Source organism: Roseburia sp. AM59-24XD, assembly GCF_003478445.1.
Lineage (GTDB): Bacteria > Bacillota > Clostridia > Lachnospirales > Lachnospiraceae > Jutongia.
In genome coordinates this window covers 35,358-58,231 of record NZ_QUET01000010.1, presented here as the reverse complement: position 1 = coordinate 58,231, position 22,874 = coordinate 35,358, and the positions used below count along the sequence as shown (strand labels likewise).

General features: G+C 47.4%; 21 protein-coding genes and 1 pseudogene. 2 read left to right on the top strand and 20 right to left on the bottom strand.

Going from position 1 to position 22,874, the window contains the following annotated elements; translation table 11 throughout:
- Nucleotides 1-43: 43 nt before the first annotated feature.
- The 11 genes from hpt to DXA20_RS06460 all read right to left on the bottom strand — a co-directional run bounded on the left by hpt (nucleotide 44) and on the right by DXA20_RS06460 (nucleotide 9,728).
- The gene (hpt, locus tag DXA20_RS06510) at nucleotides 44-574 is read right to left on the bottom strand and encodes a hypoxanthine phosphoribosyltransferase (RefSeq protein WP_022306533.1); all 531 of its coding nucleotides are present in this window, start codon (nucleotides 572-574) and stop codon (nucleotides 44-46) included.
- Nucleotides 519-2,069, bottom strand: coding sequence for a tRNA lysidine(34) synthetase TilS (gene tilS / locus DXA20_RS06505; RefSeq protein ID WP_118559712.1), 1,551 nt, complete (start codon nucleotides 2,067-2,069; stop codon nucleotides 519-521). The genes hpt and tilS overlap by 56 nt, the downstream gene beginning before the upstream one ends.
- Nucleotides 2,070-2,086: 17 nt before the next feature.
- Nucleotides 2,087-4,420 (bottom strand): SpoIIE family protein phosphatase, encoded by a 2,334-nt coding sequence (locus DXA20_RS06500; protein ID WP_118559711.1) that lies wholly within the window; start codon nucleotides 4,418-4,420, stop codon nucleotides 2,087-2,089.
- A gap of 163 nt (nucleotides 4,421-4,583) precedes the next feature.
- On the bottom strand, nucleotides 4,584-4,886 hold the full coding sequence (locus tag DXA20_RS06495) for a septum formation initiator family protein (protein WP_158577152.1): 303 nt from the start codon (nucleotides 4,884-4,886) through the stop codon (nucleotides 4,584-4,586).
- A gap of 165 nt (nucleotides 4,887-5,051) precedes the next feature.
- Nucleotides 5,052-5,444, bottom strand: coding sequence for a spore cortex biosynthesis protein YabQ (yabQ, locus tag DXA20_RS06490; protein ID WP_022306538.1), 393 nt, complete (start codon nucleotides 5,442-5,444; stop codon nucleotides 5,052-5,054).
- Nucleotides 5,441-5,725 (bottom strand): sporulation protein YabP, encoded by a 285-nt coding sequence (gene yabP, locus DXA20_RS06485; protein ID WP_022306539.1) that lies wholly within the window; start codon nucleotides 5,723-5,725, stop codon nucleotides 5,441-5,443. Before yabP ends, yabQ begins: the two co-directional genes overlap by 4 nt.
- A gap of 79 nt (nucleotides 5,726-5,804) precedes the next feature.
- Complete coding sequence (locus DXA20_RS06480; RefSeq protein WP_022306540.1) at nucleotides 5,805-6,044, bottom strand: RNA-binding S4 domain-containing protein; 240 nt, start codon at nucleotides 6,042-6,044, stop codon at nucleotides 5,805-5,807.
- Between the two features lie 107 nt (nucleotides 6,045-6,151).
- Nucleotides 6,152-6,427, bottom strand: coding sequence for an HU family DNA-binding protein (locus DXA20_RS06475; RefSeq protein WP_022306541.1), 276 nt, complete (start codon nucleotides 6,425-6,427; stop codon nucleotides 6,152-6,154).
- A gap of 234 nt (nucleotides 6,428-6,661) precedes the next feature.
- Nucleotides 6,662-7,459: a hypothetical protein gene (locus tag DXA20_RS06470; protein WP_118559710.1), complete on the bottom strand. Its 798-nt coding sequence runs from the start codon at nucleotides 7,457-7,459 to the stop codon at nucleotides 6,662-6,664.
- Nucleotides 7,460-7,629: 170 nt separating this feature from the next.
- Nucleotides 7,630-8,175, bottom strand: a complete 546-nt coding sequence (gene spoVT / locus DXA20_RS06465; RefSeq protein WP_022306543.1) for a stage V sporulation protein T — start codon at nucleotides 8,173-8,175, stop codon at nucleotides 7,630-7,632.
- 155 nt (nucleotides 8,176-8,330) lie between these two features.
- The gene (locus tag DXA20_RS06460; protein ID WP_118559709.1) at nucleotides 8,331-9,728 is read right to left on the bottom strand and encodes an alanine/glycine:cation symporter family protein; all 1,398 of its coding nucleotides are present in this window, start codon (nucleotides 9,726-9,728) and stop codon (nucleotides 8,331-8,333) included.
- 366 nt (nucleotides 9,729-10,094) lie between these two features.
- On the opposite strand from DXA20_RS06460, the pseudogene DXA20_RS18360 reads away from it, so the two are divergent.
- Nucleotides 10,095-11,467, top strand: a pseudogene (locus DXA20_RS18360) (sodium-dependent transporter).
- A 59-nt stretch (nucleotides 11,468-11,526) separates the two neighbouring features.
- A complete protein-coding gene (locus tag DXA20_RS06450) occupies nucleotides 11,527-12,099 on the top strand; it encodes a carbonic anhydrase (RefSeq protein WP_118559708.1) in 573 nt (190 codons plus the stop codon).
- Between the two features lie 178 nt (nucleotides 12,100-12,277).
- On the opposite strand, the gene DXA20_RS06445 is transcribed toward DXA20_RS06450, so the two are convergent.
- From DXA20_RS06445 to DXA20_RS06405, 9 genes are all read right to left on the bottom strand, one after another.
- On the bottom strand, nucleotides 12,278-13,303 hold the full coding sequence (locus DXA20_RS06445; RefSeq protein WP_158577151.1) for an acyltransferase: 1,026 nt from the start codon (nucleotides 13,301-13,303) through the stop codon (nucleotides 12,278-12,280).
- A gap of 54 nt (nucleotides 13,304-13,357) precedes the next feature.
- Nucleotides 13,358-14,668, bottom strand: coding sequence for a M18 family aminopeptidase (locus DXA20_RS06440; RefSeq protein WP_118559706.1), 1,311 nt, complete (start codon nucleotides 14,666-14,668; stop codon nucleotides 13,358-13,360).
- Nucleotides 14,669-14,721: 53 nt separating this feature from the next.
- Nucleotides 14,722-15,420 (bottom strand): DUF3795 domain-containing protein, encoded by a 699-nt coding sequence (locus DXA20_RS06435; RefSeq protein WP_022306550.1) that lies wholly within the window; start codon nucleotides 15,418-15,420, stop codon nucleotides 14,722-14,724.
- Nucleotides 15,421-15,572: 152 nt separating this feature from the next.
- On the bottom strand, nucleotides 15,573-16,400 hold the full coding sequence (locus tag DXA20_RS06430) for a TPM domain-containing protein (RefSeq protein ID WP_158577150.1): 828 nt from the start codon (nucleotides 16,398-16,400) through the stop codon (nucleotides 15,573-15,575).
- Complete coding sequence (locus DXA20_RS06425; protein WP_118559704.1) at nucleotides 16,393-17,484, bottom strand: hypothetical protein; 1,092 nt, start codon at nucleotides 17,482-17,484, stop codon at nucleotides 16,393-16,395. Before DXA20_RS06425 ends, DXA20_RS06430 begins: the two co-directional genes overlap by 8 nt.
- Complete coding sequence (locus DXA20_RS06420; RefSeq protein WP_118559703.1) at nucleotides 17,481-18,098, bottom strand: hypothetical protein; 618 nt, start codon at nucleotides 18,096-18,098, stop codon at nucleotides 17,481-17,483. The genes DXA20_RS06425 and DXA20_RS06420 overlap by 4 nt, the downstream gene beginning before the upstream one ends.
- Nucleotides 18,099-18,154: 56 nt before the next feature.
- On the bottom strand, nucleotides 18,155-18,997 hold the full coding sequence (locus tag DXA20_RS06415) for an NYN domain-containing protein (RefSeq protein ID WP_022306553.1): 843 nt from the start codon (nucleotides 18,995-18,997) through the stop codon (nucleotides 18,155-18,157).
- A 3-nt stretch (nucleotides 18,998-19,000) separates the two neighbouring features.
- The gene (locus DXA20_RS06410) at nucleotides 19,001-20,626 is read right to left on the bottom strand and encodes a diguanylate cyclase domain-containing protein (RefSeq protein ID WP_118559702.1); all 1,626 of its coding nucleotides are present in this window, start codon (nucleotides 20,624-20,626) and stop codon (nucleotides 19,001-19,003) included.
- A 102-nt stretch (nucleotides 20,627-20,728) separates the two neighbouring features.
- Entirely contained in the window at nucleotides 20,729-22,816 is a 2,088-nt protein-coding gene (locus DXA20_RS06405; RefSeq protein WP_118559701.1) for an aminopeptidase, read from the bottom strand.
- Between the last annotated feature and the right edge of the window lie 58 nt (nucleotides 22,817-22,874).

Sequence of the window (22,874 nt, the reverse complement as noted above, 5' to 3'; positions counted from 1 at the left end):
TTTCATAAGAAATGCCCTGACGGGCAATTCCTGCGATGGGCTGTTATTCCTCAACAAACTCCAGTGTGCCGACATACGGAAGATTTCTGTACTTCTGTGCATAATCCAGTCCATATCCGACTACAAACTCATCCGGGATGGCAAATCCGGTATAATCTGCCTCCATCTCAACCTCCCTGCGATCCGGCTTATTTAAAAGTGTACAGATCTTAAAGCTCTTTGGCTTACGTTCTAACAGCATCGGCTTAAGCATGGAAAGTGTGTAACCGGTATCAATGATGTCCTCGATCAACAGACAGTCGACGCCCTGGATAGACTGCTCAAGATCCTTCTTGATCGTCAGCTTGCCGGAGCTTGATGTGCTGTTGCCGTAGCTGGACACAGACATGAAATCCAGTGTCACCGGCATCTTCAGATGCTTTGCCAGTTCACAGGAAAAAAATACGCTTCCCTTCAAAATACAGATCAGACGGAGCGGTGTCATTCCATACTCCTCATTGATCTGGTCTGCTAACTCTTTAATCCTGTTCTCTACCTGCTCCCGGGAGAACATTACATGTACTATTTCTTTCATCTTTTTTCTCACTCTCAGTAATCATATTAATGCACAGTATCTCTTCTGTCCTGTCCGAAATATAATACCCGGCACTGACACGATCAAGTGCGGGAACCCATAAAACATGGCTTCCCTCCGCCAGGATCCATATCTGTTTTCTTTTGTCTCTGGGAATATGCCGGTCGATCAGAAGCCGGTTCAACGGCTTTCTTAAAGTTCCCTGCTCATCCAGCCACAAAAAATCACCTTCTGCAGGATGACGAAATTCAAGCATACCACATATTTTAGCATAATCAAACCATTTCGTACAGTTATTTTTCGGTATTTTTCTTTCGTTATGTTCAAATGCCGTAAAAAAATTCTCCCGCCGTAAAAGAAATGTTCTCGAAGCGCCATCCATCCCGGTAAGAACAACACTCACCGGCTTTTTCTGTTCCTTCTGCCAGCACAACTTCTGCGTGTCAGCAGATTGCCCTCCGGATTCCACCATAGCGTCTACGTTCCGATCCTTTGATCGGATCCACAGACGGTCATAGTCTCTCCCTGCCACAAGTCCGTACGGAAGATCCAGACGCTTTCCGGTTTCTCCCTGCACCAGCTCAAGCAGTGCCTCCATATGGCGGTTTGAAATATCCCGGCTTCTTCCTGCCGCTTCGGTGATCATCCAATGCGCCCATTCCCTCTGCAGTGCCGCCGGAAGCTTTTGCACTTCTTCGACACGGGCAGTGAGTTGTCCATCCTCCGTGACATCCTGTCCTGTTGTCTCCATCATAAGCTCCGGAAGACGCTTTGTTAATTCCTCCTCCAGAAATGACTGTACCTCCTGCATCTGCTGTGCCGTTCTCGCCAGATGCGCCGACGCACCGCTGTTGATGCTCTTCTCGAGCATCGGCAGAATAGTCAGTCGTATCTTATTGCGACTGCAGTCCTCCTCCTGATTGGTACTGTCCTCACACCAGGACTGTCCGCACTGTCCCAATTCACGGACAATGTCTCTGTGCCGCAGGAAAAGCAGCGGACGAATGTAGATTCCATGACGAGACCGCATGCCTCCCATACCGCGCACGCCGCTTCCACGCAGCATCTGAAAAAGAACCGTCTCCGCCTGGTCATCCTGATGATGCGCCACTGCCACGCGGTCAAAGTCTTCTCTTTCCACCAATTCTTCGATGCACTGATAACGGTACTTTCTGGCTGCCTCCTCCAGAGAACATTTCTGCTCCTGTCCCATTTTAGGGACATCTCCACTGCATACATGAAGCTTAAGCCCCTGCTGTGCAGCAAAGCTACGACAGAATGCCTCATCACGCCCAGCCTCCTCTCCGCGGATCTGGTGATTTACATGAAGAAGTTCCAGAGCAAAGTCCCATTCTTTGGACAGTTCCTGCAGGGCAAGTGTCAGATACACCGAATCTGCCCCACCCGAAAATGCCACAAGAACACGTTGCCCTGATTGGAGTAATTTATTTTTGTCACAAAACGCTTTCATCTCATGGTACGATTCCAGTTTCATGCTTTGCTTTATCTCCTTTATGACAGTCGGATCTGTCTGTTTTTGTAGGATGGTACACAGGCATTCTCGCGCGTTCTCTCCCAGATTGCTGCAACCACAACGCTCATATCGTCACGCACGCGTCCGTCATCCTGACGAACCGCCTCCTCTACAATATATTCTGCAAGCTCCTGAGGGTTCACGATCCGTGTCTGCTGCAAAAGCTTCTCTAACTGCACCTCTCTCCCCTCAAAAGCATCCACGATACCATCCGTCATCATTATAACATAATCTCCGGAATATATCTCCGTCTTTTGGAAATAGGGCTCTGCATCTTGATATACTCCCACCGGCAGAGCCTGTCCCTCAATCCTCTCCACATGATCTCCCCGCCGCAACCAGGTTGCCGCCGCACCGTTTTTCATAAACTGGCAGCTACCCTGATACAGATCTAAAACGACCACATCCGCCGTGGCAAAGCGTGTCTGAACCGCCTCCGGCATATACAGCGAATTGATGAGCTTGAGTGCGGAAATCTTGGAAAAGCCCGCCTCTGTCATCTGCTCAAGCAGCTCGATTACGACCTGACTTTCCCCTAGCGCGCCCTCTCCGCTTCCCATGCCGTCCGAAAGTGCCAGCAGAAGTTCTCCGTTTGGCAGAGACAGACACGAAAAGCTGTCCCCGGACACCTCCTCTCCTTCCTTTCTGCGCCGCCCCACGCCGGTCACAGCCAGAAGCGGCGTATCCTCCACAAATATCATTTCCGTCTCTTCCTTCGGAATCACATTATGACTCTCCCTGGACGGCATAAATGACTTACCGAAAAGCTCAGACAATACCTGTGCGGTCTCCCTTGCGGTCACCAGCCGCCCCTTTGTCGTCTTTGCCTGCATCCGTATTTCGATGTGATCTCTTTTATCGCGGCAAATCATCATATCATTTACTCTGACCCGAAGATTTCCCAGTTCTCTTTTGATGACATTTTCCATCTCCGCCGGGACTTCACCGGCATGGCACATATCCCCCGCCAGTCCCGCAAAAAGCTCTCCCACCTGTTCCATCTGCCCTGCCAGCACACGCCGGTTCTGCGCAAGCTGGTTTTGAAAACTCATCACCGTCCGTGCCATCCGAAGCCCCTGATTGGCTTCCATCAGAAACCAGTCCGGATGAATACATTCCTCCACAAACTCCGCCGGCATCTGGTCGATCCTAAGCATCCCCTGCTCCTGCATCTCCATCAAATGCGACACGACCTCCGGACGGTTGACCGCAACCTGTCCCATACAACACTCTCTGTGGCTGCATTTATCGCACACCTGCTCTGCCATTTCCTTCATCAGCAAACGCACATCCCGGCGGTTTACGCTCTTTTTCTCCACACTCTGCTTCTGCAGCACATGGGACAGCTCCCGGAAGGAATCGGCAAAATCCTCCAGCTTGTGTTTCATCGGATGATCCGCATACCGCTCTTCCTCCGTGCTGTACAGGTGCAGCGGAAGACGCAGACGACGCAGCAGCTTGTCCGGCAGCAATGCCAGAAGCACACTGTCAATGACCATTGCCTTGACAACGCCAAGCCCAAGCATTTCACTGTTCAGTGTGATCCCGATTCCAAAGGCGCAGCAAAGGTATGCCGACAGACTCCACATCTTCCCCTTGTCACGGAAAACTGCTGCCGCCATACCAAGCAGACACAGGCTTCCTATGATCCCCACATCCGTCCCTGTCATTGTCAGCAGGATCCCGCCTGCTGCTCCCGCCACGGCTCCGATACCGATCCCATATTGATAGCCCGCAAACGGAATTATCAGAAATACCGCCAGCTCCGTCAATGAAATATCCGAGATCATCATCTCCGGGATTCCATACATGGCAAGCATGCCGATCAGAATCAGGCTAAGGACCTCCTCCTGACACGCCTGCCTGCCGCGGCGATAATGAAGCAGATACCTCTGTCCCTCCGCAAACACTCTCGCCAGCGCAACGACAAGCACCGGCTCCAGCACAGTAAATAAAATATCTTTCCACTGCCAGGGCAGGATCGTATACTGCGTCACCGACAAGATCGCCAGTGTTGCCGCCATCAGACCGGATGACTGCCAGATATTCATTTTGATCTTCTGTTTTCTCATCAGCCTCTGTGCAAATATAACGCCCACCATCGCCACACTGTAGCGAAGCACCGCCTCAAGAGACAGCGCCGACAACATACCGAGCCCCACTGAAGCAAGCAGTGGCAGGACACCTCCGCCCTGAACAAGCCCCGCAGCAAAAAACGCCGCTCCCGCAGGATTTCTTTCTAACAGGACAACCCTACCGATCAGAAAGCCAAACAACAATTGTACCAACATTCTTTTTTGCAACTTTTTCATGACACAACCCCCTCTTTGTTCGTCAGTGCCACAAAGTATAGAAAAGAATTTTTGAAATTTTTGTCAAAATCAGGACACGCCGGCAAAAAATTTTTTCGACAAATTATCCGTAAGGCTGTGACCGAAAAAAAGAGCTTCGCAATTATTTGCGAAACTCTTCGTCTTACTTATCGTTTGGTTCAAATATGATCTCATTCGGATATACGAGACCCAGCTTGTCGCGGGCAACCTCCTCGGTATACTCCTTCGTCTTAACATAAGACTCATAATCCTTAATCTCCGCTTTCTCTTCCTTCAGCTTCTTCTTTTCCTTTTTCAGTTCGGAAATCTGTGCCGAATACTTTGCGGACTCTGCCTTCAGAGAAACCGTCTTATACGTGAAGGATCCACAAAGGACACAGCATAAAACCATCACTCCGGCAACGGTAAACGGACTGAGCTTTTTTCTACGTTTTGATCGTGCCATATAATTATCAACTCCCCATACGATCGCCTGCATCCCGTCCCCCAACGAAACACATTGATCAGCTCCTCTTAAACATCCAATATCTGGTACATCCGATCAACGACAAACACCAGATATAGTGTTCAAATAAAATGTCAGTGAAACTTGCTCCGAATGCCCGATTTTCTAGCCTCTGCTATACGGGCTGGTTATTTTACTATACAACATTTTTCCTAATTTCGCAACCCTGAATCCTATTTTTTTATTATATTTCACCAATAATCGATGCATCCCGGCGCGCAGCGGAATGCTGATCCCGCTCTCATACAAAATACCTCCGGCAAGCATCCCTAGAATCCCGTACCAGCGCGGCACGCCGTCGATCATCTGAAAAAAAAGCACAAAGACCGGTATGCCAAGCAGACTCCAATATAACAGGTCTTCGATCCAGACCCACAGCCTGCCGTGAGGGATCATCCACCGCCACAGCCGCAGAATGTCATACCCAAACATCATAAACATTCCTGCACAGATCGTCGTGATCTGAAAATAAATCTGTTCCCGAATTATCTGACTCACTGAAACATTCTCCCGAAAAATGATGATGATTTTTTCTCCGGATCATTCTTATCCGAATATGCAAAGCTGTCGATACGTCCATCCACATCAACCTCGCCTTTTTCCAGCGACAGCCTGTTTACATGAAGTTCGTCCCCCTTAATAAGAAGAATCCCCTGTTCGGTCTCCAGATACACCTCTCTGGCATCAAAGGACAGGACATCGCGCACCCCCGACATCACTGCTGTTTTCCTGCCGTTCAGATAAACCTTATGTACACCTCTGTTTTCTCTTTCTTCCATGACTACTCCCCATTTCTTCTAGGTAATAAATAACGCCTGCATACCAAATATATATGCAGGCGTCTTTTACTTTATTCTATTACAGGACACGATAAAGCTCTTTCGCTTCGTCCTTCTTGTAGGTCTCCTCAATACTGAGAACCTCCACCTTCACCACCTTATCGCCAAAGGTGATCTCAATGATATCGCCCACCTTTACGTTAAGGGATGCCTTTGCTGTCTTTCCGTTGACCCGGATTCGTCCGGCATCACATGCTTCATTGGCAACCGGTCGTCTTTTGATCAGACGGGAAACCTTTAAATACTTATCTAACCTCATAATACTCCTCATTTCTATGATCTAAATGACAAAATAAGCATTTTGCCATAAATTGAAAAAAGGCTGCCATAAATGGCAGCCCAAAGAATATCCTGTTTCACAAAAAATTACTCGTTCACAGCATCCTTTAAAGCCTTACCAGCCTTAAACTTAGGAGCGTTTGAAGCTGCGATCTTGATTGTCTCTTTTGTAAGTGGGTTTCTACCCTCTCTAGCTGCTCTGTGCTGTACCTCGAATGTACCAAAGCCTACTAACTGAATCTTCTCGCCCTTCTTTAACTCATCTGTAACAGTGTCGATGAATGCCTTTAAAGCCTTCTCTGAATCCTTCTTAGAAAGCTCAGCCTTCTCTGCGATAGCTGCAACCAATTCTGTCTTGTTCATGGATAAACTCCTCCTCAATAAAAATTTCCGTAAAAACTTACAAGTCTATTTATACCCTTATTCCCCCTGTTTGTCAAGGTTTTTCACGAATTCTTTCCATTTTGTCCGCACTTTTAGACATTCTACGATTGTAGTGTCTATTTTTTCTGAAGCAACGACGAAATTCAACCGTTTTTCCGGCTTTCACTGCCTTCCCTGCACGATTCGCTTTACATGTAGAAACTATCCTCTTCGTTAATACTCATATCCTCTTAACATGCTTCTGAAATCCGGCTCCATCCAGAAGAAGAGCTCCGTGATCTTGTCATTATGTTTCGGTGGCTGAAACGACTCACAGCTTCCTAACAGCGTCAGATCCTTCGGGCGTTTTCTTTTGGATCTCTCCACGATCTTCGCCTTATATCTCCGGGAATCCTTCCCCTTAGAGAAGCAGACCGGTCTTGCTTTCTTAAAATCTTCGATGCTCTGCGGCTTGTCCTTTGCCATGAAAAAGTACGCCTCCGCAACTTCATCGTCCACTCCTCTTACATTCCAGTCCTGTTGAAACAGGCGGTCAACATAAAACATGGCATACCATCCGAGATACTTTTCGTATCCTTCAACCTCCTGCTTCACCTCAAAATAATATACCTCTCCCTGTTTCCAGCCTGTCACATATGGTTTATGCACCGGAACCTTCTTTCTCTCCGGCATGGGGCTTTCCAGCTCTGCCTTCAGTTTATCGAGCACCCTGCTTCTTTCTTTGCGGATCTTTTCCGACTCCCATCGTTCTGAAATCCGGTCTTCTTCCAGCATCTCTAATGCCTTAACCTTAAAGGACTCCGTCAGCCGTCCCTTTTTCCACAGGGTGTCCGCCAGTGCCAGATAAATGTCATATTTGCAGTCAATATCTTCCAGCTCATACTGATACTCTGACAAGATTTCCCGCAGTGCCGTTTCATCATCTTTGCCGGCTTTCAGTTTGCCGATATAATCATCTTTCACATCCGAACTCATATCATTTTGATATAATCCCGTCGACCATGTTCCCATAGTAATCCCTCCTCCCATCGTACCTTTTAACTTCCTTTTCATTCATTATTATAACATGACCCAGGGTTCAAAAACAGATTAAAAATTCCGTTTATACATCTTTGCTTTCAGATATCTTTTTACCGTATATCGAAATACAAGCCCATCACCTTCCGGCAATGAGCTTATCTCTACTGCTCCAGTTGTCTTCCCAGAAATCCTGCTGCCACATGCGCCAGCTTTCTCTCCGCCTCGCCGAGCGTTTCCTTCCGGCTCCGGGTAAAGATCACCACCGCCCCCACCGCGTCTCCTTCGGAAATGATCGGACAGATCACCTCCCACGCAAATGGTTCCTCCTCATCACAGATCTTGCGGTATTCCCTGCTTTCCCCGGACGCCACAGTGATCTCTCTCCGATCGATCATCTGCTCCATGTCTTTGCTGACCGCTTTATCCATCATCTCCTTGCGGGCGGCTGCCGACGCGGCGATCACCTGCTCCCTGTCTGTCACAACCACCTGATAGCCTGTGGTCTGCGCCAGCGAATCTGCATACTGCTGTGCAAATATTCCCATATCTCCCATCAGGGAATATTTCTTTAAAATGACCTCACCCTCTCGGTCCGTATATATCTCCAACGGATCTCCCACGCGAATCCGCAATGTCCGGCGGATCTCCTTGGGAATGACGACGCGTCCAAGATCGTCAATTCTCCGCACAATTCCTGTAGCTTTCATATCAAAAAAATCCTCCTTGTTTCCATCATATTTTCCATAATTATGCTGTATGGGTAGTATGTGGAAATCAAGGAGAATTATGCATTGAACTTCAGATGCAACCTTCCGGTTTCAAAATCGGTATTTTTTCCATTTTTTGAAAGCGAGCAAATATTCTATTCCCGCGTCTTTTCAATTTCAGGCTGGAAATCGCGGATATCCTTTGCAATCTCGCCACTTAACAGGAGCATGCAGATTAAGTTTGGAATCGCCATCAGCGCATTGGCAATATCCGAAAAGTTCCACACAAGACTGAGCGTCTGCGTACAGCCAAAATAGGCGATCAACGAAAACACCACTCTATATACCATATTGTATTTATGTGTTCCGAGAAGATACTCGAATGCTTTCTCACCATGATATTCCCAGCCGAGGATCGTGGAAAATGCAAACAATGTAATACCGATCGTGACGAGCCAGCCACCGCCGGAGCCAAGCACCGTCTGAAATGCGGCAATCGTTATGTCGGAGCCGGTCAGAAGCGCGCCGTCTGCATCCGTCATACCAAGCACACCGGAGGAGGCAATTGCCAGTCCTGTGATCGTGCAGACAACAATGGTATCCCAGAATGTTCCCGTCATATTGATATAACCCTGACGCACCGGATTGTCGGTTGTAGCCGCAGCTGCGGTAATTGCTGCCGAACCCATGCCGGCTTCGTTGGAAAATACACCACGCGCAACGCCGTATCGCATCGCATTCATCATGGAAGCAACGATCGTTCCGCAAAGTCCGCCGCCCACTGCCTTCACCGAAAATGCCATCTTAAAGATCATGGCAACGCCTGCCGGCAAATTTGCAATATTTCCTATAATAACAATAACACCACAGATCACATAGAAAATTGCCATAACCGGAACAACTACAGACGATACCTTTGAGATCGACTTGATTCCACCGACAATGATCAGAAGAGAAAGCACGGTGATCACAATTCCGGTAACTCCGGTCGGCACATGAAACGTTGCTTTGATCGCTCCCGAAATGGAATTTCCCTGTGTCATATTTCCGATACCAAACGATGCGATTACGGCAAATAATGCAAAGAACCATGCAAGAACGGCACCAAGCTTCTTATTCTTCAGTCCTTTTTTCATCGTGTACATAGGACCGCCGCTCATCTCCCCCTTCTCATTCACCTCGCGGTATTTGATTGCAAGCATACATTCACTAAACTTGGAGGTCAGTCCGAATGCAGCCGAAATCCACATCCACACAAGTGCTCCCGGTCCACCGGAAACCATTGCCGTTGCAACTCCGACAATATTTCCGGTTCCGATCGTTGCCGCAAGTGCCGTTGTCAGCGCCGAAAACGGAGAAACATCGCCCTCGCCGCGGCTCTTCGTGCGTGCCTCCTTACTCAGGGTGCTCTTCAATGCATACCCTAAATTTCTCCATGTTAAAAATCGCGTCCGGAAGGTTAGGAAAATTCCTGTTCCCACAAGAAGAACCAGCATCACCGGTCCCCAGACAAAGTCATCCACCTTTGAAACAATTTCTGCAAATCTCTCCATACGTTATTCCTCACTTTTCTTAAATATGTAGTACCTACAAAATACAAAAAGAGCGACGTTTGAACAACATCGCTCTTAAATCATATGAAACATTTATTAAATTATGCATAGGGTACTCTATTTTGCAGAAAATGTCAAGTTTATTCTCTGGAATTTATAAAATTAAGTCATACAGTTTCATTTTTTTCGCATGATAAATGACGCATCTTTGGCACCGGTCATTGCTCTTTTGCCGTCCTCATGCTATACTGATATCTCACGGGTAATTCAACAATTACATAGTTATAATGAGACAGATTTTTCTGCTGTGCAGCAGTTTTTGCAAACAGAAATATATTTTTGTTTCTCTCAAATAAGGAGGATTGTATGAAATCACACAAGAAGAAAAGAAGTTCCTTTTCCGGCAAGATCGGATTTGTTCTATCCGCAGCCGGTGCATCCGTCGGACTGGGTAATATCTGGCGTTTCCCATATCTGGCAGCCAAATACGGCGGCGGTATTTTCCTGTTAATTTATATTTTGCTGGCACTGACCTTCGGTTACACGATGATCATGGCGGAGACCTCTCTGGGACGAATGACGCAGAAAAGTCCGGTCGGCGCATTCCACAGCTTCGGTAAATCCGGCTGGTTTTCATTGGGCGGCTGGATCAATGCGATCATTCCGCTTCTGATCGTCCCTTATTATTCCGTGATCGGCGGATGGGTCATCAAGTATCTCATAGAATATATCCGTGGAAACGGCAGTAAACTCGCATCGGATAATTATTTCTCCGGATTTATTTCCGATGGCGTGTCTACAGAGCTTTGCTTTGCTATATTTGCCCTGATCACAATTGCGATCATCTATGCGGGTGTGCGTAACGGTATTGAGCGCGTTTCCAAATTCATGATGCCGATCCTCGTTGTTCTGTCGTTGATCATCACGGTTTATTCCGTGACCAGACCGGGTGCATTAAAGGGTGTTAAGTTTTTTATCGTTCCGAATCTGAAGGATTTCTCCTGGATGACCGTTGTCGCCGCGATGGGACAGATGTTTTATTCCCTCTCCATTGCGATGGGTATCCTCGTCACCTTCGGATCCTATATGAAGAGGGACGTATCGATTGAAGATTCCACACAGAATGTGGAGGTATTTGATACCGCGATCGCGATCATGGCCGGTCTGATGATCATTCCTGCAGTGTTCGCATTTTCCGGTGGTGACTCTGCACACTGCAGTCCGGTCCGTCTTTGATGTTTATCACGATTCCGAAAATGTTTGACAGCATGGGCTTTGGTACAGCAGTCGGTATTCTTTTCTTCACACTCGTTTTGTTTGCCGCACTGACAAGCTCCATCGCATTGACGGAAAGTGCTGTTTCTACCTTTGAGGATGAGCTTGGATGGAACCGCCGGAAGTCGACGATTCTTGCCGGTGTGATCATTCTGATCCTCGGAAGCCTTTCCTCTCTCGGCTATGGTCCGCTCGCCGGCATCAAGCTGATCGGCATGCAGTTCCTGGATTTCTTTGATTTCCTGACAAACTCTGTAATGATGCCGATCGCCGCATTTGCAACATGTCTGCTTGTCTCCAGAGTGATCGGTGTAAAACGTATTGAGGAGGAGGTTACACAGGAGGGAATGCCTTTCCGACGCAAGAGGGTTTTCTACTTTATGATCAAATATCTCTGTCCGATCTTCGCAGTGATCATTCTGATCAGCTCCGTTGCCAATGCGCTCGGATGGATCTCTATTTAAACTATGGCAAAGCACTATGATAAATATACTATTGTTTTATCTTTTTACGAGGTGATAAAATGCAGGAAACATTACAGATAACTGCCCGGGAAGCAGTCGAAAGACTTCTTGCGGGCAACCAGAAATACATAGACGCCAAGTGTGGCATCGGTGACATTTCAAAAGAGATAAGACAGCGGACATCTCAGCATGGACAGGCTCCTTATGCGATCATTGTCACCTGTTCTGATTCACGTGTCATTCCGGAGAATATCTTTTCTGCGGGTATCGGTGAGCTTTTCGTGATCCGTCTTGCCGGCAATGTCATCGATGATCACCAGCTTGGAAGCATTGAATACGCCGCCGGACATCTCGGCTGCCGACTGATCCTTGTCATGGGGCATACACACTGCGGTGCTGTGGAGGCCGCGATGAATGGCAATCCGAAAAATTACATCAAATTTATTACAGACGAGATTCGTCTTGCCATCGGCGATGAGACCGATGCTACAAAGGCATGCGAACTCAATGTGGCACACAGCATTCACATCATCGAGGACAGCCTGGAGATCCACCACATAGAGGAGGATTCCGGTCTTCGTGTCATAGGAGCCATTTACGATATCGAATCCGGTGAAGTGCGTTTGTTATAGATAACAGTAGAACTTCGTGATGATCTTTCGATCCTTCCGCAGAGGGATACCGTTCTTAAACTCAACGATATCATCGTTGTTCGCAGCACACCGGAGAATTGAACGATATCATAATCATGAAAATATACCGGAAACCGGGGCGATCTCATAGCCGCACAAAACACACCGGAATCCCAATCTACATCCATGCCGGCAGATATGTCCGCAAATGCTTCCATGCATTATCTGCTGCCACGGCAAACGCAAAGGTCACAAGAAAAATTCCAACCGTATACAGCGGTATCCCGATCCATCCCGGTACATCGAGCGGTTCTAATTCTTCCTTTACAATATCCAGAAAAATAATATGTGACAGATATATCGTAAAGGAATGACGTGAGATCATCTGCATGATAGATTTCTGCGCCTCGGTAAATGCGATCTTCCCATGCTCTATGATCCCTATAAATACTCCCAGAGAACAGATCGCGATCAGAGGATTACGGTACTGAAAATATATTTCTTCATGATCCCCTGTCGTAAAGGTTCCGTAACAGGTCAGCCCGATATTGATCAGTCCCACGATCAGAACAATTCCGAAGCAGGTTTTCGTCCCCAACTTATAGTATTTACTGAACTTCCGCATAATATATCCCAGAACAAAATAACCGAGATAGCTGGAATTACCTACCATTGGTACCATATATGTAAATTCCATGTCTGCCATTGCCAGAACATAATAAAGTGTCAGAAAAAACACCCACAAAAGGAAGAAGTACTCCATCAGGCGCCTGGACATCTTTTTAAACAGAAGCTGGAAAAACGGCAGTGCAATATACATCCCCAGAATCGCATATAAAAACCACAGATGTTTCTTGACCGGATCCTCAAACAGAGTTTTAAAGTCATACCGGTCACCCCAATATACAATGTTCCAAAAATAGTACAGAACACTCCAGAAAACAAGTACAACGATCGTATGAACTACCCTGTGTACGCTCTTACGCAGACTGACATTTTCGTCCAGCAGAAGGTAGCCACTGATCATAAAAAAGATGGGAACTGCCACACGGCTGAAGCAGTTCGTCATAAGAGAAAACAGATAAGTTCCGCCGGAAACCTCTCCGTACCCTCTGCTATATACATTTGATACATGAATACAGACAACCAATAAACAGGAAATGACCCGCAATAATTCGATATTATAATTCCTCTCGCGGCTCAAAGCCAACACTCCTCTCAAATCCGTAATATTTCAAATCTCTGATATTCGTTGGTTTCAGGAAAACCGATATGTTCCGTCCTTCTCACGCCGGATCCCGGTGTTGTAAAATGTCTCAAGTGCCCGGATCAGATACGCGGTATCACGCACGCCCGCTGTCTCATACGGCGAATGCATAGCAAGCTGTGCCAGTCCGATATCGACCATATTAACAGATACCTGATGGCTCGCAATATTGCCGAGCGTAGAGCCTCCCGGCACATCCGAACGATTCACATAGCTTTGTACCGGTACCTCAGCCTTCCGGCATATCTCCTGAAATACAGCTGCAGACACCGCATCTGTCGTGTATCGCTGATTGGCATTATATTTGATCACGATACCGCCATTCATATACGGACGATTCGTCGGGTCCGCCTTGTCCATATGATTTGGATGAACGGCATGCGCATTATCCGCAGAAATTAAAAAGCTTTCTGACAGAAGCATTTTCAGCTCCTCTGCATTCATACCAAGGCCAAAGGCGATCCGTTCCAATACATCCTTCAGGAACGAAGACGCCGCCCCCTGCTTCGTGCCACTTCCGACTTCTTCATTATCAAACACGCAGCACACACTGATGCTTTCACGGTGATGTCCTTTGAGCATTGCCTTCACAGAGGCATATGCGCACTGCACATCATCCAGATGCGGACTTGAAATATACTCGTTTTGCGCTCCCCACACGGTTCCCGGCATCCGGTTGTACAAAAACAGATCCGTTGATACCACATCCTCCTTTGCAGCACCGCACTCTGCTGCGACCATCTCATCAAAGCTGCCCTCGGAGGCTTCGTCACCCCAAATTGGTATCATATCCTTCTGGGCGTTATATTTATATCCATCATTCAGGTTACGATCCATATGGATCGCCAGATTCGGGATCATCACAAGGTCTCGGTCAAAATTGATCAGACGCTGCTTCACGCCGCCGTCAGCACGTACCATAACCCTTCCGGCAATCGAGAGGGGTCTGTCAAACCACGGTGCGCACAGCATACCTCCGTACTTCTCTGCATTCAGCTCCACATAATGACCTGCCGAAACCATCTCCGGATTCTCCTTGATCTTGAAGCTCGGCGAATCGCTGTGGGACGCTACCATCTGGAAATTATGCACTTCCCCCTCCGGGATCCGGAAGGCGATGAGAGACGATCCATTTCGCATCACATAATAGTCTCTGCCCTTCTGCAGCTTCCATTTTTCATTTTCATATAACCGCTCAAAGCCATTATCGGATAATATCTGTGCCAGTCCGTCCGCCACATGAAAGCTGCTCGGATGGCTCTTTATAAATTCCATCATCTCACGGGAAATCTTCTCATTCATCCCATTCACCACGCCTTTCTGCTATATCTGTCGTTTGTTTGCAGACGCATGCATCAAAACAGGTCGTCCTGCATCCGGTAATGCTCCATCAGCTCCATCGCCGCTCTCAAACTGCCGGTCTGATTAAAGCCCTTTGGATAAGCAACGCCGTCGTCCATCGCCTTCTTCAACGTCTCCTCAAAGCATGCCTTGCCGTATCTCTGTATAAATATCGCCGATACCTTCGCGATATATTCGGTCTGTATATTGTAATAGCCCTTGCTGCAGGCAGGCAGGTCAAAGCACTCATAGCAGCCGTCCAAGCCGCGCTGTTTCGAACATACGACATTCTCACACTGTCCGTCCGGGAAAAGTGTGCCAAACGAACAGCAGGCGTAATTACTCCTGCAGCCTCCGCACCACTGACTCTGCAGACAATGTGTACAATGCTGTCCACAGCGCGCGATCGGATCCGTTCCCGCTTTGGCACGCTGTACCAGATAATCCTTCATCTGACGGCAGCGCTCGATCCTTGCCCCTTTCGGATCATCTCCCTCCTCGTCATCATAAGAATAACGGTGAAGCATTTCACAGCAGAAATCCTTACACTCTCCGCAGAAATTGACCTTCTTGCGGCGGGCACATGCTGCCAGCTCACAGGGACCATAAAACGGATTGCCGCCGGTTGCCATGCAGCCGCCACAATGAAACTCTTCTCTATATTCACATTCCTCGCAGCTTAAGCCACAGTAAGAATCCATTCCTTTGTACATCTTTGAATCCTCTGCTTTCTCTCGTAATCATAATCATTATAAAATGTATCACATTCCGTCACATAACGCAACAAAGCAGCCCGCCAAAACGGACTGCCTGTGATATGTATATCGTTACCGGACGATAAATTCAAAATAATAACATCGGTGCATCAGAAGCTGTGACCTCCACCGCCTCCGCTGCTGCCTCCGCCACCGCCTCCGCTGCTTCCTCCGCCACCGCCTCCGGAGCTTTGCGGACTGTATGTCTTCGTCTCCCGATCAAACTGCACATCAACATGATTCATTCTCTGTGTCGCTGCGATTGCCGCCAGCATTTCCCGATCCGACGGACTCTTCGCCCTTGAAAACAGCTTCACAAGAATATAATTGATCAGGATCGCAAGTGCCAGTGCCAGAAATAAATTGCTGACATATTTCATCGGCTGTGCGATCTTTCGCCCTTCCAAAAGCGTCTGCTCGGAGAGAAACACCTCTCTGGCACATTTATAGTAATCGCCCCTCGTAGCATGCTTATAAACGTTATCGGTGATTGTGTTGGCATATGCATTTGTGATCGTCTTGTAGATCACGCCGTTGCTGTAAATATAAATCTTGCGGTTTGCCATATCGATCAGAAACATCGTTCCGCTCTCTGCGCCGCTGCTCTGTTTCCACAGATACTCATCATACAGAGAATGTGCAAGCCCGGAGGTTCTGAATCCTTCTGTATCAGAAGTGAAAAATCCCACAGAACCGTACTTTGTCAGCCCCTTCATATTCTCCGCCAGTGCGCGCAGCTCACTCTCCTCCAGAAGAGAAGCATCATCGTGAAGCTCAATCTTATATCCGGTCTCATCATTGATATACCAGGTTCCGCTTAACTCTCCGATCTCCTCCGCATGGACGGATGCCGGCACAAACAGCAGACAAAACGCTGCCAGTAAACAGATCACAACAAATCTCATACCGGTCAATTTCCCAAAATTACGATCATGCACGGTCATCACCTCCCTTATAATGAAACTGCGGCAATGGCCGTGTTGCAAACAGATTGTAGCAGCGGATCAGATCCACCAGGGAAGCCACCATCGCAAGAAGCATCAATGCAATGCATCCATAATAATACAGATCTGAAACCGGATGAAGCAATGCAACGATCACAGAAGCCACCATCGGAATCAACAGATAGGTCAACGCATTGCCGCGTCCCTTTCTGGAGCTTACATCATCCATCCTAAACCATGTACGGAACCAGTAGATCAAGACCAGAACCGCTGCGGCTCCCACTGTGATCCGCGTAAAATATTCTTCCAGTACAAATCCAAAAAGAAGCCCTGCTGCTACCACAGCAAGAACAAGGATCGGATCAAAAAACGTCATTGCTGCACGGAAACTGTCACTCTCCGCCGATACCGTTTCTCCGTTAACGATAAGCTTCGGCTTCGCATCTGCCTCTTCTTTTTTCCTCTCCTCTAAGGATGCCGCAAGCTGTGCATCCGACTTTGGCGGAAGCTTCTCTCCTCCGGGTGCTCTTTTGTGATTCTCTCTCTGCTCACGCAGCCTTGCCGCGATCGCACCCTTGTCATATTCCTTGCCCTCCTGCGCTGCAATATCATCAATCTGTCTGAAATACATACAGGATACGATTCCTGCTACCAGACAGACTATGCCAAGCAGCATACTCGGGATCAATGTCAGAAAAGCGTTTAACAAGAAAAACAGCGGAATTGTCAATACCACCGACGCCCCCAGATATTTCGGGACATCCACCGGAAGATCCGCAACAACCTTTCCGGTCTGACCGTTCACCGTTGCGTAGGCGACACGGTCTTTATTCTTGTACGCCATAAACCATACCGGAAACATTGCTCCCTCAGCATCTCCTACCGTAGAATTCAGTTTCCACTGCAACGTTTTGCCGGTTTCTACGATGTCATATTTTCGCAGGTTCGGGTAAGAGCTGATAAAATCCTGCGTCTTATCCAGTGCAAACTGCTCTGCGTCATCCACATATAACGAGGTATCTATATCTGCGCTGTCCGCATAAAAGCCACTTAAAAATGCCGGTGTAAATTCCTTCATATTCTTCGTGTCAAACGGTGCCAGATTCTCGCTGATCGTATCCGAGAACGAGGAGGATGCATCATAAGCAATTCCCTGATAATCAGCATCCAGATCAAGGTGCAGATTATAGTGACTTTTAATGATATATCACCTCTGCGCTTCTCCGTGATTCCTGTCAGACGGATATCCCCGCCGCCCTCATGAACGTTGTAGATCCAATACGGCATGTAAATTCCGCGAAACTCATTGATATGCTTCTCACTCTTAAGCTCCTTTGGGGCAAAGACTGCCTTTCCCATCAGCTTCATGTAAGACTTCTTACACTGCTCCTTCGTCTGACGAAACGGTATGATATACTTCGGCCGGTGCTCCTTACGAAGACGGCTCTCCAGTATCGCTGCCGATCCGCAGAAGGTACAAAAGCCTGCCGCCGTGTTGTCGGTGCTGTAAATCTCGCCGCCGCACTGCGGACATTTGAATACGGTTACCTCGTACTCATCCTCTGTTTCCTGCGCTCCGTTGCGTTCGGACACTTCGTAAGGATCGAACTTGGAGTCACAGCTTGCGCATGCCATCATTTTTGATGGAATATCGTATCGCAGATTCCCTCCGCAATTAGGACATTCATACATACAATACCTCCTTTCGGTTTTCCTTTATGATTAAATTATTTGCATAACATTTCCATTTATCTGATTCGGACATAAACTATGCTAAGCTTGGAATTTTTGGGGCTTGGCACAGCATCTATCTCCAGAAAGTCAAAGCTTCGGATCAGCTTGCCAAGCTTGGAATAGCCGTAGTTTCGCGGATCAAAGCCCGGGATTCTTTTGGAGAGCTGAATACCGATCTCTGACTGATTGATCCATCCATCCTCGTCAGATTTCAGATCAATAATATTGGCGATCTCATCTCCGAGCTCCTCCTTGGTCAAAAAGCTTTCCTCTGCATGGTCATCGTAAAAATCATAGAAAACATCATCGTAGGAAGAATATACCGGTACATTCTCCTTTTTTGATTCTTTTTTCTGTTTTTTGCCGGACTGACTGCCGCCTGCCGGTTTCTTTTTCTGCTGCTTTTTATTCTCATCCTCCGCCTTATACAGAAGGTCGAGATATTTGAAGGTCTCGCAGGCTGACACAAGAGAGATCGGTGTTTTCTTCTCTCCCATACCGATGACAAGCATGCCCGCCTCGCGCAGCCGGTTCGCAAGCTTTGTAAAATCACTGTCTGAAGTGACCAGACAGAAACCGGTCACGTTGCCTGTATACAAAATATCCATCGCATCAATGATCATCGCCGAATCCGATGCGTTCTTGTTCTTTGTGTAATTGATCTGGAAAATCGGCGTGAGTGCATATTTACGAAGCTCATCCTTCCATGCCGATGCACTTCCTTCGGAAAAATCCGCATACACTCTTTTATACGTCGGTGTACCAAATTCTATGACTTCATCCAAGATCAGTTTAATATATTTGCGGGAAATATTTTCTCCGTCGATCAATACAGCTATCTTGTCCTGTTTCTGCATCCTTTACATTCCTTTCTTTTTCTGTTCCTTCTCCTCGTCAGCACGACAGAATACCTCCTCGTACGGCTCTGTTCCATCAGCCGACTGTGCCGTGCCATACACGATCCGAACTGCGATGTCCGGCGCACCCACAAGCGTCACATCGCTGCTTAAATCCTCAAACTCCCGCAAAAGCTCCCCGCACTTCATGTAATCGTTCCCTTTCAGAAATGCGACAAACTCGTCTCCACCGATGCGGAAGATCGGGCTGTGAGAGAACACCCTGCAGATAATGCCGCACGCTGTTACGATCAGTTCATCTCCACATTTTCTGCCTCTTGTCTTGTTGACTCCCGCCAGTCCCGTCACCTTAAATACTACGATTGTGTACGGCTGCTTCTGCGCCTCCTCGGACAGGGATTTTATGTATTCATAATAGTACGTCTTATTCTTAACTCCGGTAAGTCCGTCACGATAGACAAGTCCGTTGATCTCCTTTACATAAGCCTTGAGATTCTGCGCCATCTGCTGGATGCTCTCCGTCAGCGTCTTCACTTCATCATTCGTGTTACACTCGATGCTCACATCCATATTACCGTCCGCAATCTCTTTTGCCGCGGCATTAAGCTGTTTTAACGGCTGAACGATCTTTTTCGTCATATATATCGTGAAACACAAATAACCGATCAGAATACTGCAGGTCACCAGCAGAATTACCATCAGCAGATGATTTTTCGGCCGGTTTGTCTCTGTGACAGGTGCAAGAAGTACATATTTCATTCCGTTATTTAACGTCTGATATGACATATGGGAATGCTTCCCTTTATAGGAAAACGGCAGAAGTTTTCCCTGATTGGTGTCTGCCTTTTTCAGGGTATTATAGAAATGATCTGAAATATCCAGTGTGCGGATCTCAAATTCGTTGTCACCGGCATTGCGATAATAAACCACCCGCTTGTTCATATCCACAAGATTACCACGTCCATTTTCGTAAATGGCACCCTCCTGCGCCAGATCCACAAGATAAGAAAAGTCCATATCGATTCCCATCACGCCTACTAATGTCTTGCCAAGGTAGAACGGAATTCCATAAGAGATCATCTCCACCCCGATCGTCTCATTATAATAGGAACTTGTCCATATCGGTTTCCCGGCATTGACAGGCTGATAATACCAGCAGGTCTTTTCCACGTCCTTTTCTCCATACTCGGTGAGATCTGTCGTCATTGATTTCTTAAGGCCACTCTTGATATCGTTCTTCGCCCAGAAGAATCCGTCCTTCGGTCCCGTCAGCTCCGGATTATAACGAAAATACACCCCGAGCGTTCCCTCTGTATGATCTGTTACGTTGACTGCCAATGAACACACCCGGTCGGTATATTCCTTCCGAAAATCTTCATCCTGCAGATCCTTCAGTGAGGTCAGACGGCTCCGGGCATAGTTGTAAATGATCGTTGCCGCCTGCTTTACGGTATCGAGCTGATTATCCATGCGGATCGTCTGCTCCTCGCACACTGTATTCAGTGTCGTCTTAAGATTTTCTGTCGACTCATAAACTGCATAGACGAGGCAGATGCCGCCTAACAGTAATGACATCGTCAGAAGTCCCGATATCATCAGGACTGTAAATTTGCTTTGAATTGATTTCATACTATCTCCATTCTTTTGTTCCTTCGTGCTTATCCTTCTTTATACAGTGTATCATGAATTTGCAACATACACCAGATACTAAAATGACATTTTGTATTATAATTATAATACCTCATTTAATTCTTCGGTTCCCTCCAGCACGAAACGCCCCTCATGGATCAGCGCGATCTGTCTTCCGTCATGACAATGAACAATAATATCCCCCAGCTCATGATATGGGATCGTCACATCTGTATGACAGTTAAAATACGCCTTCTCTGGCTCGGTATGGCGAAGTGCGGAAAAGCGGTTTTCTTTTGCAATCATCTGCTTGCCATCCGGATTATATGTGACAAGCTCTTCCTCATGAGAAAAACAAGTGTCACCAAACGCAAAATGTGGTCCTGTCTTCTCCGCGATCAGGATCGGCAGGAGGTTGGAAATGCCGTACTTCTGCCCCATCGCATAAGCAGTCGTATTCGTACCGATTGCAAACTCCCCCATCGGAAGGGTCAAATGCTGGAACAAAAGATTCTCCTCAATATAGGCTTTATTCTCCTTTTCTGTTCCAAAATTGGTACACATATATTCTTTGACCGTACCATCCTCAATCTCCAGAGACAGGTTCTCATATTTGAGTTCGTTCAGATATACCTCGGTCACATGAAGTGTTCCATGCGTTCCCTCCAGCTTCGGTGAAGTAAATACTTCTCCAAGCGGAATGTTCACATCGGCAAGACAGTTTTCAAAATCGGTCTGACGCTCCGGATCCTCCAGCGGATGAAGCGCTACCGTCAGATCTGTGCAATTGCCGTTTCGTCCGGTTACGGTAACATATTCTCCCTGATCCAGCGCATCGATCAGCTTCTGCTGGATCACGCCGTATTTGGTGCTGTCCAACGTATTGACCTGTACGGTTTCGTCAAAGATTTCTTTGTAGTTCTGTCCAATTTCCGGGACAGGGTATGCGATGATCGTAAAGCTCACCTGATCCCCTGGTATAAATTCATTGGAAAGCAGTGAGGCGGCAGACTGGTATTCCAGCTTCTGCTTACGCTGCTTCTCGGTATATACGGCAGCCTCCTTCTTTGCAACAGGGACAAACGGCTCCTCTCCGAAAACTTCAACAACTGCCGGACCTGCATAGGCAGCCGCCAGTGTCTGATATTCCTCATAAGCACATCTTTGCTGTACCAGCTTCCGGTCTGCCAGTGCCTTTCCAAAGATCAGCGCCTCATCAAAACGGTGATCGTAATCGTATTGCGGATTAGCTCCTCCGGAGCTGTAGCCCACCCGGATGCCTCTGCCATTGTGATAGATCAGATTGCCAACCGCACGGTACATCGTCGTCTTAAGTCCCAGCTTTTCAAACCGGCACATTGCCGCACGTATCATCCGCTCAAAGCCGAGCTGATACCGGATGTTGACCGTCTGCTTAGAGGACAGATCGATCCGGTACAACTCAAATCCCTTCCGGTATCCCTCCGTATAAGTGCACGCCATATCCTCGATCTGCTTTACTTCCAACTCCTGCAGATGTCTGGCTGTTCCAAGCTCATTCTCTCCGATATATTCTCCAAAATAATACAGGTACTTCTGATCTGTCAAATCTGCCGTCATGATCAGCGACTGTGCAAAGCAGTGATCCGGATCTAACATCGCCTGTGTCCGGTCCGCAATCGTCACATCCGCATAATCATACACATAATAATACAGGGCATTCCGAAGCTCATGCGGTTCGCATTTCTCATCCTCCATCAGATCGTAGATCTCAATGAATAACTCCAGACCCGTCACCAGGAAAAACAGTCTCTGCTCAAACACCCACACCAGCGTCTCACGCAGCTCTGCATATAACAGGCACAGATACCGTCCATACTCTTCCCCGAGCACCTTCACTGCATATGCCGGGTTGGCGTAACTCTCCCCATAGTTCTCCGGAAGGATATCCTCGTAAAGTGCATGGTTCTGCTCCTGCAGCTCCTCGAATGACTTTGTGTAAAGCGTGCCGTCTGTGACACTTTCATATGTCTCCATCAGCATCACAAGATAACCGGAAACCTTTTCAAAATAATCTCCGGTATATTCCGGCACAACTGCTCCGCCGTTCTTTAACTCTTCGTAAACTCCGCGGACACGCCCCGCCGCAAGCTCATATCTTTCCTGATACTGCTTCTTTTCTTCCTCTGCTTTTGGATAAACAATATTCATAGTGTTTCAAATCCCCCTGTAGCATTCCTGATTATCTGTTCCCATAATAAAGAAAAAA

What these genes read in the sequence shown, in the direction of transcription:
- DXA20_RS06420 (WP_118559703.1), bottom strand. Translation starts at nt 18,098, where the DNA reads ATGTATGAATGTCCTAATTGCGGAGGGAATCTGCGATACGATATTCCA.
- DXA20_RS06480 (WP_022306540.1), bottom strand. Translation starts at nt 6,044, where the DNA reads ATGAGGTTAGATAAGTATTTAAAGGTTTCCCGTCTGATCAAAAGACGA.
- DXA20_RS06425 (WP_118559704.1), bottom strand. Translation starts at nt 17,484, where the DNA reads ATGAAGGAATTTACACCGGCATTTTTAAGTGGCTTTTATGCGGACAGC.
- hpt (WP_022306533.1), bottom strand. Translation starts at nt 574, where the DNA reads ATGAAAGAAATAGTACATGTAATGTTCTCCCGGGAGCAGGTAGAGAAC.
- DXA20_RS06440 (WP_118559706.1), bottom strand. Translation starts at nt 14,668, where the DNA reads ATGAATGAGAAGATTTCCCGTGAGATGATGGAATTTATAAAGAGCCAT.
- DXA20_RS06460 (WP_118559709.1), bottom strand. Translation starts at nt 9,728, where the DNA reads ATGGAGAGATTTGCAGAAATTGTTTCAAAGGTGGATGACTTTGTCTGG.
- spoVT (WP_022306543.1), bottom strand. Translation starts at nt 8,175, where the DNA reads ATGAAAGCTACAGGAATTGTGCGGAGAATTGACGATCTTGGACGCGTC.
- DXA20_RS06470 (WP_118559710.1), bottom strand. Translation starts at nt 7,459, where the DNA reads ATGGGAACATGGTCGACGGGATTATATCAAAATGATATGAGTTCGGAT.
- DXA20_RS06500 (WP_118559711.1), bottom strand. Translation starts at nt 4,420, where the DNA reads ATGAAAAAGTTGCAAAAAAGAATGTTGGTACAATTGTTGTTTGGCTTT.
- tilS (WP_118559712.1), bottom strand. Translation starts at nt 2,069, where the DNA reads ATGAAACTGGAATCGTACCATGAGATGAAAGCGTTTTGTGACAAAAAT.
- yabP (WP_022306539.1), bottom strand. Translation starts at nt 5,725, where the DNA reads ATGGAAGAAAGAGAAAACAGAGGTGTACATAAGGTTTATCTGAACGGC.
- DXA20_RS06475 (WP_022306541.1), bottom strand. Translation starts at nt 6,427, where the DNA reads ATGAACAAGACAGAATTGGTTGCAGCTATCGCAGAGAAGGCTGAGCTT.
- DXA20_RS06450 (WP_118559708.1), top strand. Translation starts at nt 11,527, where the DNA reads ATGCAGGAAACATTACAGATAACTGCCCGGGAAGCAGTCGAAAGACTT.
- DXA20_RS06435 (WP_022306550.1), bottom strand. Translation starts at nt 15,420, where the DNA reads ATGTACAAAGGAATGGATTCTTACTGTGGCTTAAGCTGCGAGGAATGT.
- DXA20_RS06410 (WP_118559702.1), bottom strand. Translation starts at nt 20,626, where the DNA reads ATGAAATCAATTCAAAGCAAATTTACAGTCCTGATGATATCGGGACTT.
- DXA20_RS06495 (WP_158577152.1), bottom strand. Translation starts at nt 4,886, where the DNA reads ATGGCACGATCAAAACGTAGAAAAAAGCTCAGTCCGTTTACCGTTGCC.
- DXA20_RS06415 (WP_022306553.1), bottom strand. Translation starts at nt 18,997, where the DNA reads ATGCAGAAACAGGACAAGATAGCTGTATTGATCGACGGAGAAAATATT.
- DXA20_RS06405 (WP_118559701.1), bottom strand. Translation starts at nt 22,816, where the DNA reads ATGAATATTGTTTATCCAAAAGCAGAGGAAGAAAAGAAGCAGTATCAG.